Origin of the sequence: Trinickia violacea, from assembly GCF_005280735.1 — a bacterium.
Lineage (GTDB): Bacteria > Pseudomonadota > Gammaproteobacteria > Burkholderiales > Burkholderiaceae > Trinickia_A > Trinickia_A violacea.
Genome location: NZ_CP040078.1, coordinates 2,949,542 through 2,961,691 on the forward strand (window position 1 = coordinate 2,949,542; position 12,150 = coordinate 2,961,691).

The 12,150-nt window shown below is 59.7% G+C and carries 11 protein-coding genes and 1 pseudogene; 1 reads left to right on the forward strand and 11 read right to left on the reverse strand.

Annotated features, from left to right (window positions below; genetic code table 11):
- Positions 1-72: 72 nt before the first annotated feature.
- Positions 73-563: pseudogene (locus FAZ95_RS40600) on the forward strand (LysR family transcriptional regulator).
- Positions 564-593: 30 nt separating this feature from the next.
- Here the strand turns inward: FAZ95_RS40600 and FAZ95_RS35330 are convergent.
- The 11 genes from FAZ95_RS35330 to FAZ95_RS35380 all read right to left on the reverse strand — a co-directional run bounded on the left by FAZ95_RS35330 (position 594) and on the right by FAZ95_RS35380 (position 12,146).
- Positions 594-920, reverse strand: coding sequence for an H-NS family nucleoid-associated regulatory protein (locus FAZ95_RS35330; RefSeq protein WP_137337010.1), 327 nt, complete (start codon positions 918-920; stop codon positions 594-596).
- Between the two features lie 118 nt (positions 921-1,038).
- Positions 1,039-2,250 carry a M24 family metallopeptidase gene (locus tag FAZ95_RS35335; RefSeq protein ID WP_175425902.1) on the reverse strand — a complete coding sequence of 404 codons (1,212 nt, stop codon included), beginning with the start codon at positions 2,248-2,250 and terminating at the stop codon, positions 1,039-1,041.
- Between the two features lie 44 nt (positions 2,251-2,294).
- Positions 2,295-3,425, reverse strand: a complete 1,131-nt coding sequence (locus tag FAZ95_RS35340; RefSeq protein ID WP_137337012.1) for an FAD-binding oxidoreductase — start codon at positions 3,423-3,425, stop codon at positions 2,295-2,297.
- Positions 3,426-3,437: 12 nt separating this feature from the next.
- The gene (locus FAZ95_RS35345) at positions 3,438-4,694 is read right to left on the reverse strand and encodes an aromatic ring-hydroxylating oxygenase subunit alpha (RefSeq protein ID WP_137337013.1); all 1,257 of its coding nucleotides are present in this window, start codon (positions 4,692-4,694) and stop codon (positions 3,438-3,440) included.
- A 179-nt stretch (positions 4,695-4,873) separates the two neighbouring features.
- A complete protein-coding gene (locus tag FAZ95_RS35350; protein WP_137337014.1) occupies positions 4,874-5,800 on the reverse strand; it encodes a LysR substrate-binding domain-containing protein in 927 nt (308 codons plus the stop codon).
- Positions 5,801-5,853: 53 nt separating this feature from the next.
- Positions 5,854-6,888, reverse strand: coding sequence for a GlxA family transcriptional regulator (locus FAZ95_RS35355; RefSeq protein ID WP_137337015.1), 1,035 nt, complete (start codon positions 6,886-6,888; stop codon positions 5,854-5,856).
- Positions 6,889-6,898: 10 nt separating this feature from the next.
- Complete coding sequence (locus FAZ95_RS35360) at positions 6,899-7,900, reverse strand: LysR substrate-binding domain-containing protein (RefSeq protein ID WP_137337016.1); 1,002 nt, start codon at positions 7,898-7,900, stop codon at positions 6,899-6,901.
- 242 nt (positions 7,901-8,142) lie between these two features.
- On the reverse strand, positions 8,143-9,291 hold the full coding sequence (locus FAZ95_RS35365; protein ID WP_137337017.1) for a branched-chain amino acid ABC transporter substrate-binding protein: 1,149 nt from the start codon (positions 9,289-9,291) through the stop codon (positions 8,143-8,145).
- A gap of 86 nt (positions 9,292-9,377) precedes the next feature.
- A complete protein-coding gene (locus FAZ95_RS35370; RefSeq protein ID WP_137337018.1) occupies positions 9,378-9,764 on the reverse strand; it encodes a cupin domain-containing protein in 387 nt (128 codons plus the stop codon).
- A 19-nt stretch (positions 9,765-9,783) separates the two neighbouring features.
- Positions 9,784-10,551: a pyrroline-5-carboxylate reductase gene (locus FAZ95_RS35375; protein ID WP_137337019.1), complete on the reverse strand. Its 768-nt coding sequence runs from the start codon at positions 10,549-10,551 to the stop codon at positions 9,784-9,786.
- Between the two features lie 101 nt (positions 10,552-10,652).
- Positions 10,653-12,146, reverse strand: coding sequence for an aldehyde dehydrogenase (locus FAZ95_RS35380; RefSeq protein WP_137337020.1), 1,494 nt, complete (start codon positions 12,144-12,146; stop codon positions 10,653-10,655).
- Positions 12,147-12,150: the final 4 nt, after the last annotated feature.

A 12,150-nucleotide genomic window follows, 5' to 3' on the forward strand; every position in this document is an offset into this window, starting at 1 on the left:
CCAAACTCTACGGCGATAGAACGAAGCCGTCGAATCATGATTTCTTCGGTCAGACTGTAGAATTTCTACTGCATGAGAGACCTGTTGCGAACCCGCCGGCTTCCACCGCTCAACGCGCTTCGCGCCTTCGAAGCATCGGCACGACACCTCAATTTCCGCTTGGCGGCCGATGAGCTCGGCGTCACGCAGGGGGCCGTTGCGCAACAGGTGAGGCATCTTGAAGATGTTATCGACGTTCAACTGTTCCGGCGATTGCCGAGGGGGCTTGCACTCACTGGAGAGGGACTCGAGTATTTATCGGTGGAAGCACCCACGTCGATCCCATGGAAGGACCACGGTTCAACCAGTCGTTACTCGCCATTGATGCGGCGATCGCCGGCCAGGGTATCGCGCTGACCAGTGAGCCGCTTGTCGAGCGCGATATTGCGGAGGGTCGTTTGCGGCGAGTTTTCGACTTTTCGTTTCCCACGTCGCTCGGCTTCTACGTCGTGTACCCACAGGCCAATGCCCATCGGGAAGCGAGTGAATCGATGCGCAAGTGGCTTTTCGCCCAGCACGAATAGGCGTGTGTTTTCCCAGCGCGCTGCGCCGTATTACGCACGAGCTGTTGCCAATCGCGTGCCGGCAAACGGGTCCTTGCTCCAGTCGACGGTCGCGGGTGCGCGGCTAACGAGCTTCTTTGCCGGCTTCGCTGCGGCGAAGTGCTCCAACGACTGCCCAGCGCTCGTGGCTTGGACGAGCCATTGCGGCATCGCGCCTTTGCCATCCCACGTGTCGCCGAATGCGTTGCGATAGCGCACCGATTTCTGCTTGCTCCGGTCTTCAGCAAGCGCCGCCGCGAGATCCGCCACCTTAATGCCAACCTGCGCCATGCGGCGGCGCAGATACGCAACCATGCTGTCTCGCTTACGCTCGTCCATTTGCTTGCCCCTCGGCTCGGTTTGGAATGCGCTCAGTATCGGCATGCATAAGGGCCAAGTCGATCTCCATTCCTGAAAACATTGTTCGTGCTGGAATGCAAATCGCCCGTCGACCCTCTCACAGCCAGTCGGTTTCAAAGCCGCACGATGTAAGCGGCACGCAACCGCTCTCCGTCAGCACCACCTGCTGCTCGAGCTTCACGCCCTGATTGCCTCCCTCCGCGCCGATATAGCTTTCTACGCAAAGCGTCATGCCGACTTCAAACCGGCCGTCATAACCGCCGCCTTCCCAATCGACCTGATGCGCGATGTTCGGATATTCGTCGACCATGCCGATGCCATGCGCCACGCAGCTATATCTGTTCTTTAGATACCGCTCGGGTATCTTCCAGGCCCGTTCCGAGAACTCGCGGAACGCCATGCCTGGGCGCAACAGGTCCATGTTGAAATGGACTTGCGAATAGGCCCTTTCATACAGCTTTCGCTGTTCGTCGGAGGGTTGAGTATGGCCTACCGTCCACGTCCGGGAGATATCCGAGCAGTAGCCGTTCGGTCCGACCATGTCGGTATCGAACGCCAGCAGCTCGCCGTGCTGCAGAACCCGTGAAGAGCATTCATGCATCCATGGATTGGTCCGGTCTCCCGACGCGAGAAGACGCGTTTCAATCCACTCTCCACCGTGCCGAATGTTCTCGTAGTGAAGGTTGGCCCAGAGGTCCTGCTCGGTCATTCCCGGCCGAAGCTCGCGGTGCATGCGCTCGATCCCCTTCTCGCATGCGCGTAGCGACTCGCCCATGAGCACGAGCTCTCCCGAAGACTTCACCGCGCGAGCCATCTCCATCATGGCCTGCCCATCAACGAGGTTCAGGCCATGCTGAGTCAGATAGGCCGCGCCGAGGGGATCGAGCCGGTCCACCGCCAGACGGAGTTCGTTCGGCGCACGCTGGCTCAGTACGTCGACAATCTCGGCGCCCCACACGTCGACGCGGCGCTCCGCTTCGGTGCCCGCGTTGAAGAAGGTCCAGCTGACCGCGCTGCGCAGATCGAGGTCCAGATTCAATCCGTCCCACACATGCTCGCAGCTATGAAATTCCCAGGCGATGACGCGGCCATCGGCAAACACCATCACGTATCGCGACGGGTTGCGGCCCGTCCAGATCTGCATGTTCGATGTATCCGTCGCGTAGCGGATATTGACCGGGTCGTAGAGCAATATGGCGGGGCAGTTGTTCTTCCGCAGTTGCTCCCGCACCCGGGCTAGTCTGTACGCGCGGACGTCGAGCAAAGTTGTTTCCGTCCCTTTCTGGTCGGCGACAGCACTCGTGTCCATCGTCTCGCCGCACGCGACGTTGCCTCGGTTCATAGGGTGACCTGTCACAGTTCAAGCACTAAATCGGAGGTAGGACGGCTGCAGCAAAGCAGGTGGAAACCCTTCTGAACTTCTCTGTCCCGAATCCCGCCGTTGTGATGCATGTCCACCGTGCCTTCGAGCACCTTGGTTTTACAGGTGCCGCACACGCCTTGGGTGCACGACGATGCGACTGGCACGCCCGCCTTTTTCGCCGCGGCAAGCACGGTTTCCGATGGGCTCATCGTGAACGTCTTCGCCGAGCGGGAAAGCTTCACCGTATAGGTTTGTTGCGCAACGTCGCCTTTCGATGGAGCTGGCTCCGGCGTCGCACCCGCCGTGATGTCGAAGCTTTCCTGGTGATAGCGCGCCGGGTCATGACCGCCTTCTCGAAGCAATGCCCTGACCGCGCTCATGTAGCCCGCCGGCCCGCACGTGAACACCTCCCGGTCTGCGTAATCCGGTATCCACTCCGACAGGAGCGCGAGACTGAGCCGCCCCATCGCTCCGGCCCAATCCGCTTCATCTCCGATGCTTTCGCACACAAAGAAAAGGCGAAGACGGGGCGACAGCTTCGCGAGCCTCTGCAATTCAGCGCGAAAGACGATATCGGCGGGCGTCCTTGCGCTGTGGACGAACGCGATATCGCGGTCGAGCCCGAGGTCGATGCCGGCGCGCGTCATCGACATCAACGGCGTCACGCCCGAACCCGCCGACAGGTAGATCGACTTTGCCGCAGGAGCACAGGTCGGCGTGAAGGTGCCGGAGGGGCCGTACCCCTGCAACTGACATCCCGGCTTCATGTTGTCGTGGAGCCAATTGGACATGACGCCGCCCGGAACCCGTTTTACCGTGATGGACAGCAGATAGGGGCGCGTCGGAGGCGACGAAATCGTGTAGCAGCGCTCGACCGGTTGCCCCTCCACGTTCGCCGACACCGTCATGAATTGACCCGGTTCGAAACGCACGGGCAGTCCATCGCCCGTGCGGAACTCAAAGCTCTTGACGTCGTGGGTTTCGTCGACAACACGGCAACACGTCAGCGTCTGCCGCTCGTTGCTCGCCCAGAGCTTGCCGCCGCTTTCCCACGTGCTGGCGTGGGTGAGCCTGTCGGCCGCTGTGGGTGCGGAGTCGAAGATGCTTTCAACAGCGTTCATGGCCTTAGCTCTTCAAACACCGTGCGCGTTCAATCGCGCTGCGTACCAGCGCGAGAACTGATCCACATAGGTTTCCGTGAAAGGCGAGAACGTGCCCGGTGCGTACGCCGGGTCCTGGGTGCCTTCATGCGTGATTTCGACGAGGTGCTTGTCTTGCGTATTGGTCGCAATCCAAACTTCGGTTAAATCCTCGATGTTGTAGTCCACGCCTTCAACGGCATCGGCATGCACGAGCCATTTGGAGCGAACCAGCGTCTTGTCGGGAGCGAGCGGAATGATGTAGCTGATCACCGCATGGTCGCTCATGACATGCGTCCACGAATTGTGCGTCCAGAGGTGCGTATCGCCGAGGTCGCGCCGCTGAAGATTGCCGAACAGCTTGGTGCTCGCGACCTGGGTGCTGAGGGTCTGCGATTCGCCGTTACCGGCGATGACGAGCTGCTGCGTTCTGAACTGCGTGACCGCATCTTCGTCCAGCCACTCGACAGTAGCGCCGACAAATCCGTCGCGCTCCCAGCTTGCCTGGCAGGCTGCGTTGCGGGCCCTGTACTCTTCGAGTGCGCGAAGCGATTCTTCGCTGAGATTCTCAGGGCAGAAGCCGAAGTCTTCCGGCAGAAACGACGCCGTCAATTCCGGATGGGTGGCCTGGCAGTGATAGCACTCGCGATTGTTTTCCATCACGAGTTTCCAGTTGCCGTTCTCGATGATTTCCTGTTCGAAGGCAATCTTGGTGTTACGAAGGTCGTAGGGTGCGAAACGCGGCGCCATCGTTGCTTCGAGCTTCGAGATGTCTTCCGGCGCATGCTCGTCGAGGCATACGAAGATGTGCGTCCCCACGATCTTCGTGTGCACCGGAAGCAGACTGCGGCAGGTCGGGTCGAAGTCCTTTCCCATGTGGGCAGCGTGGCGCAGGCTTCCATCGAGGTCGTATGTCCACTGGTGGTAAGGACAGACCAGCATGCCGACCGTCGACTTCCCCGCCTCTTTCAGACGCGCGCCGCGATGGCGGCAGACGTTCCGGTAGGTTCGAACGTTTTCGTCATCGTCACGCACGATGATGATGGATGCCTTGCCGATATCGACGGTCGAAACATCGCCCGGCTCGGGGACATCCGCCGTCACCCCGACCAGAATCCAATGTTTGTGAAAAAAGACCTCGACGTCCGTTTCGAAAACATCCTGGCGGCCGAACAGCTCGCCGGGCATGCCGTGACCGGGCCGACGGCTTCGAATCAACTCGCCATGGGTCTTGAATTGCACTTCAGACATCGCCGCTCTCCAATGTTCAAGGTCTCGGGACTTCGATGGTTTCCGCTATGACTTGAGTATTGGATTGACGAAAATGAGCGTCAACGCGCTTTATTTTCGGTCTGGCATGACTTTAGATTATGCGAGAGCCGAGCCTCCGAACCCGCTTACGGAGCATGCCGCGAGCCCTCGCAAACGCATCAACGCTCGATGGAATCCTGCCGCAGCCAGTCGATCAGACCGTCGATTGCGGGGGTGATGGTGCGCCCGTGCGGCACCACGGCGTAATACGAGTCGCTGGCTTTGAACGAGGCGACCGGCAGCCTGACGAGTTCACCGGCCTCGATGAGATCGTGGACCATTCGTCCCCACCCAAGCGCGATGCCCTGGCCGTAACGTGCAGCCTGAACGGCGTCCGTATAAAGGCTGCATCGCAAAGCGAAGTTCAGCTGCAATGGTCTCAAGCCTACAGCCTGGAACCATGCGTCCCATCCCATCCAGCCCTCCGACGTTGGGTCCGAATCGATGAGCGGGGCGTGAGCAACGTCCTGCAACGTTTCCGGTGTACCGTGCGACTCCGTCCACTTCGGCGAGCAGACAGGGAATACCTCTTCGTCGAAAAGCAGCGTTGCGGTGCCGTCTCCCCATCGCCCGTTCCCGTATCGAACGGCGACATCGATCTCCTTGTGCCGGAGGTCGGCGGTGAACATCTGCGTGGAAAGGCGAAGCTGAAGATTCGGTTGAGCCTTCTTGAGAGACGCGAGCCGTGGCAAGAGACGAAAATGCGAGAACGCGGAAGTTGCCGCAAGCACCAATTCCTGCTGAACCGGGCCGCTCCCTAACCGGTCGAACACGCCGGCAATTTTCTGCATCGACTCGGCGACGACTAGATATAGCGCCTCACCTTCCTCGGTGAGCTCGATTGAGCGGTGCAGACGGTGAAAGAGACGAATCCCCAGCGTTTCCTCGAGGAATTTGACCTGCCGGCTCACCGCGGCCTGCGTGACGCCGAGTTCGTTCGCCGCGAGGGTAAAGCTGCTTAAACGCGCGACCGATTCAAACTCGACAAGCGCGGTCATCGAAGGAATGAGCCGCCGGTATCCCTTAGTCCCTGTTGCCGGTTTCATCTCGACTCTCTGGTCAAAATACGTCAGCGACTCACGTGCCTGCTACGTACCCGCTATGTAACGGCTAATGCAGGTGATTGGCTCTGCGGTCGAGCCACGCGATAGGCGTTCGGCGACTCTCCAAATTCTTTTCTGAACTCGCGGCCAAGATGAGAGGCATCCGAGAAGCCGCACGACGAGGCAATATCGGCGACTGTACGGTCCGAACTCGTTAGTAGCCACGAGGCCATTCGTATCCGGATCTGCCGTCCGTAAGCGTGGGGCGATTTGCCCGTCTCGGCGGCGAAGAGGCGCTCGAGTTGCCGGACCGACATCTCGAGACGTCTAGCCAGTTCCGCGAGGCTCAGTGGCTGCCCAATGTGCTGCTCCATCAACAGGATCGCGCGCCTGACCTTGGGATGCGTAGCGGGCTCGAGTCCCGGCGGATGGGGCTGCGGGGCGTTGCCTTTCTGGGCGTCGTCGACCAGCATGATGCGCAGCGCCTTCTGAACGATCGTGGCCTCGAAGTGCCGCAGCAGGATCGCCGCTGCCACATCAATCGAAGCTCGCCCGCCTGAGCAGGTAATGCGGCGTCTGTCGATGACGAACAACCGGTCCGCGACAAGATTGCGTTCGTCGGCGCCCGGAAAGCGTTCGACGAAATCCCAGTAGTGGAACCAGCTCACGCACATGCGATAGCCGTCCATGACCTCTGCTCGCATCAAGGCGAATACGCCCGTGCAAATCCCGACCAAGGTGGCAGGCGTTCGCGCAGCGTCACGAATGAACTGAAGCGTGGCTTTGCTCGCGGACGGCCCCGAATGCAGCAAACCGCCGACGACGACAACGTAATCGAATGTCCCGGCTTCCTCGAAGGTCGTCCATGGCGTGACCTGGATTCCACAGCTTGCCCTGACGGGAACCAGCGATTCTCCGACGATGGTCCACGAACAGCGAACGGGCCGGCTCATGTCGCCTTCGTCGCTGGCCAGCCTGAGCAGATCGACGAAACCCGAAAACGCCGTCAACGTGAAGTTCGGCAATAGCACGATTCCAAAGCGGAGTGGCCGGGAGGTGCCGGCTTTGGAATGGATGGGCTCGTTAAACATGAAGCAAACGTTATTTGATGGTCTCTGCTTCGGCGCCTTGCCATTCGCGCATCATCACGCCGACCTCCTCGCCAAGCCATTCACGGAATTGCAGATACTCGGGCCGAAGCTTTGCGTTTTTGTGCGTGATCAGATAGTGGTGGCGGTCGTGGAATACGAGCGCATCCTGCACCGGCCGAATCAGAAGGCCCTGCTCGACCTGGCGATGGACAAGGTGGTGCCAGCCAAGCAGCGTCCCCTCGCCCGCTTCGGCCTGTGAGACCAGGAGCCGATAGTCGTTGCTCTCCAGGTGTTCGTTCTCGACCAGCCGCTCCGAACCGTCGCCTTGCTGAAACCAGTTTCGCCATACGCGCCAATCCACATGCTCGCAAACCTGGGCGCGCCCCAGCAACGAGAGATTCAACGTGGGATGCGAGAGCAGGTCCAGCGGCTTCAACGACCTGCCGTGGAAATGACGCTCGTAAAACGACCGGTTGCAGACTGGATAGACAATGTCGTGGAAGAGCGGCTCGACCTCGTATTCCGGTTCGCGAGGTGGATTCTTGGTGATGATGACGTCGGGCTCCATGAGCTCGTCGAGCTCCATGAAATGCTCCGTCACCATCACGTGCAACCGGATATCCGGAAATCGCTTGCGGAGCGTGGGGAGCCTGGCCGCCAGCCACAGTGCCGAGAAGGTATGGGAGACCCAAACGGTCAGCGCATGTTTGTCGGAGCGGCGTACCGCTTGGGCCGCCTCCGCGATATTCATGATCGAAAGATATGAGGCGTTGTAGAGAATGCGCCCGGCGTCCGTAAGCGCAATGTGCCTTCCCGTGCGCTCGAACAGCGCCACGTCGAGCGAATCCTCGAGCTCCTTGATTTGTCTGCTGATAGCCGCCTGGGTGACGCACAGCACCTCGGCCGCCTGGGTGAAGCTTTCGTAACGGGCTGCCGTGACGAAACATCTCAGCGCCCGCAATGACGGCATTTGGGCGAGAAGCCGGTCAGCAAATAGCTGCTTCTTTTGCATCGTTGTCACCTTTCAGGCGGGAGCGTGGGATTCAGTCCGAGGACGATCTGACGGTCGCCGCCGCCTCTCTGTGCAACGGCGGCTGTCACGCCGCGAGCCGAAAAACACCTCAGACAAAATAGTGTGCGATTCCCGTGGCTCACTGGCAAGCGTGATCCACCCTAGGCCGGGTCGCACGCAACCGAGGCTCGCAACCGAGCCGCACCCGAAGAGCCGACGAACAGGCCACCCCGCTTCGCAGGTCAATCCCCGCCTACCGTCGTTATCGCCACCCACTTCCCATCCTTGACTTGATAGAGCGTTGAGGTCGGATGCTTCAAGTCACCGTACGAATCAAATGCAATCTTCCCAGTGATGCCGTCGTACTGGGTAGTTCGCAGTACAGGCATGAACACCTCGGGCTTTGCTGAGCCCGCCTGCTTCATTGCGTTGATCGCCACCCAGGCGCTGTCATACGCAAAGGGAGCAAACGTCAAACTGTCTGCGCCAAATCTTTTCTTGAATTTATCCGAGAATGCCTTTCCTTGCGGAAGGGACTCGATGGGCCGTCCATACTCCCACGCCATTGCGCCTTCGGCAGCGCTGCCCGCGATGCTGATGAAGATGCTGTCCGCGATACCGCCGCTGCCCACGAACTGTGTTTTCATGCCCAGTTGCTTCATTCGCTTGACCAGGAGGCCGGCTTGGTTGTCCAGGCCGGAGAAGAAGAGAAGGTCGGCGTTCACCGCCTTGATGTTCGTCAGCTGAGCATTGAATTCGACGGCTTTGTCATTGGTATATTCCGCCGTCACTATTTGCCCGCCAGCCGCCAATGCTGCCTTCTTGAATTCATCCGTTGCGCCCTGACCAAATGCCGTGCGGTCGTCCATCAGCGCAATACGTTGCGCCTTGGTTACCGTTACCGCGTACTTTCCTGCACTTCCGGAGTTCTGAGCGTCGGTGGCAATAATGCGAAACACGTTCTTCAGGCCTTGCCGGGTGATGGCGGGGGCCGTTGCAGCGGGGTCTATCAAAGGGATGCCCGCTTTGGCAAAAATCGGGGAAGACGGCAATGCCACACCCGAGTTGTAGTACCCCACAACCGCCACCACTCCGTCGTCGACCAGTTTCTGGGCCACCTGCACGCCGATGCGCGGGTCACCCTGATCGTCGACCGTGTTCAACTCGAAGCGAACCTCCTGTCCGCCCAGCTTGATATGTTGGGCGTTAGCCTCTTCGATGGCGAGGAGGACGCCATTCTCCATATCCTTCCCGTTCTGAGCTCCAGCTCCCGTCAACGGGGCCGACAAGCCAATCTTTACGGCCTGCTGTGCGAAAGAGGGAACGCACGCTAGCGACATAGCGACGACAGTCGAAGCGGAGACAAGCATTTTTCGTGAGGTGTTGAGCATTGGTTTAATCTCGGTTGGTCATAATCCCATCGACGCGATGGAATACATTCTTAAATATTTATTAGGATTCCACTAGGTGCTTCCCGTCATCGAGAAACGATTGTCGACCCCGTATGAGCCACGACTAGCACCGTACAGCCGTCTTTCGATGAAGTACTATGCCGCGAGCCGGCTGGGTAGGACACCGTCTGCCCGGGAAGGAAATCGGTACCGTCGTCATCGGTAAACACGCCTTCGATAATCAGAATCAACTCGGTCGAATCGTGCTGATGTTCTAGCGAGCGCGCGCCGGGTCGCAGACGCATCCAGTAGCTGCTCCACGCCCCATTCTCGTCATATGCAACTGGAATCCAGAAGAAGCCAGGAAGCGCCGTTTCCCCAATTTTCATCGGCTGCCAGTCGCGCTCATCAATCGAGTACCAGCGACGACCGTCCTTGACCTTCAATCCAAAAAGAACCCTTTCATCGCGCATATATCTTGATGCCTCGCTATCAGCGTGCCTGGATTCGTCTCAGCACCCCATCGAGTGCCTCCGCGTAATGTTCATAGGCCCCACGACGAGACAGTTCCGTGTGCACCTGCTCGTTGATGCCACCTGGCGTCATGCATTGCGTCACCATTTCTGAAAACGGCTGCTTCGTTCGGGTGGCGTCATGGGCGAGCCCAACGCAGTAGCCCGACAAGAAGGCTCGCGCCGCCTTGTACTCGAGCCCTTGCCGCACAAGCCAAGCTGCTTGGGTTTCGAGAACGGCGTAGAAGCTCGCCATCGTCGCCGTCACGGCAGACAGCGCGTCAAACTTGCGTTCGTCGTCCACCTCCACGGCTTCCCCCAACTTCGAAAAAATGGCCTTCGCCACGTCGTCGGGGGGACAGATTGCAGTGCTTCCCTTGCCCTCGGCGACCGCTGGTAACGGAACGGCGCGCGCGACCCTGTCCACAGGTTGAACGAGGCGGCGCATCTCGGCGAGGGAAATACCTGCAATGAAACTGATAACGTGATGACGCGAAGCAAATTGGAGTTCGCCCAAGACCTCCGCAGCAATTTTTGGAACGACCGCCAGGCAAACGACGTCCGACGTCTCCAATACTTCCTGATTACTGGCGCAGGCGTGAATCCTCCCATCAAGCGTCGCGAGTTCCGCAGCGGTATTCGCATTACGAGGCGATAGCGATATCCGATCGAATGGAACGCCGAATCTGACCATTCCGGCCACGACCGCTTTCGTGATGGTCCCTGTCCCGATGAATCCAAGTCGCATGACGCCTCAAGTCAGTTGAAGTGCGGCAACGTCGACCGGAGCCGCACTCAAAGAATCAACGATCCGACCTTGTAGGCCGGCCCCCATTTGCATGACTCGCTTCAGTCGAGCTTCAGCCAGGTGGTCTTCAGCTCGCAGTACTGGTCGTGCGCATAGACGGATTTATCACGGCCGCCGAAGCCCGATTGCTTGAATCCGCCGAACGGCGTCGACAGGTCACCCTCGCCGAAGCAGTTCACCGTCACCGTGCCGGCGCGGATTCGGGCGGCAATCTTGTGGGCGTGATTGACGTTGTCCGTCCAAAGCGATGCCGCCAGGCCATAGCATGTGTCGTTGGCAATTCGGACGGCCTCGTCGATATCGGCATACTCGATCAAGCACACGACAGGGCCAAAGACCTCTTCGCGAGCGATGCTCATCTCCGGCGTGACGTTATCGAAGATGGTCGGCTCGACGAACCAACCGCCCGTATCGGTACGCGTAGCCTTGCCGCCGCACACCAAGCGAGCCCCTTCGACTTTCGCTTTCTCGATGTGTGCGAGCACTTTTTCATAGTGCTTTTCTTCAATCAGAGCACCGAGCTTGACGTCAGGGTCGAGCGGATCGCCCGTTTTCCATCCTTCCAGCACCGCCTCGACCTTTTCGAGCAACTGCGCTTTCAGGGCCGAGGGCACCAGAATGCGAGAGCCGGCACTGCAGTTCTCGCCCATGTTCCAGAAGGCGGCAGCGACCGCTTGCTCCGCGACAGCGTCGAGATTCGCGACATCGGGCAGCACGACTTGAGGGTTCTTGCCGCCGCATTCGAGCACGACCCGCTTGAGGTTCGTGTCCGCCGAGTAGTGGAGGAATCGCTTGCCGGTTTCCGTTGAGCCAGTGAAAGCAACGAGGTCGACGTCGGCATGCCGGCCCAACGCTTGGCCCGCGCTTTCCCCGAAGCCGGTCACGACACTGAAGACGCCTGCGGGCACGCCGGCTTCGATTGCGAGGTCGGCAATGCGCAGCGTCGACAGCGAGGTTTGCTCGGCAGGTTTCACGATGACGCTGTTGCCGACAGAAAGCGCCGGGCCGATTTTCCAGGCAAGCATGAGCGCCGGGAAATTCCACGGCAGAACCGCGCCCACGACACCAATCGGTTCGCGCGTGATCATGCTCACGACGCTCGTGCCCGACGGAGACAGCGCGTCGTATCGCTTGTCGGTGACCTCCGCGTGCCAGCGGATACAGGCCGCCGACTCGGGGATATCGAGCGCCATGCACTCGCTGATCGGCTTGCCCGCCTCGAGCGCTTCGAGGAGCGCCAGTTCCTCGGCGTTTTCCTCGATCAGTTGCGCCAGCCGCAACAGCACGGCCTTTCGCTGGGCCGGCGCGGCCTTCGACCACACGCCGGACTCGAACGCATCCCTGGCTGCTACGACCGCGCGGTCGATGTCTTTCGAATCGCACTTCGCGATATCGGCCAGGACCTTTCCCGTCGAAGGATTCAGGGTTCGGAACGTTTCATTCGAGGCAGCCGGACATCGTTGTCCGGCGATAAGCGCCCGTCCATCGAGCGACAAGCATTCTGCTTTCTGCTTCCATTCCTGATAAGTCGTCATGTCC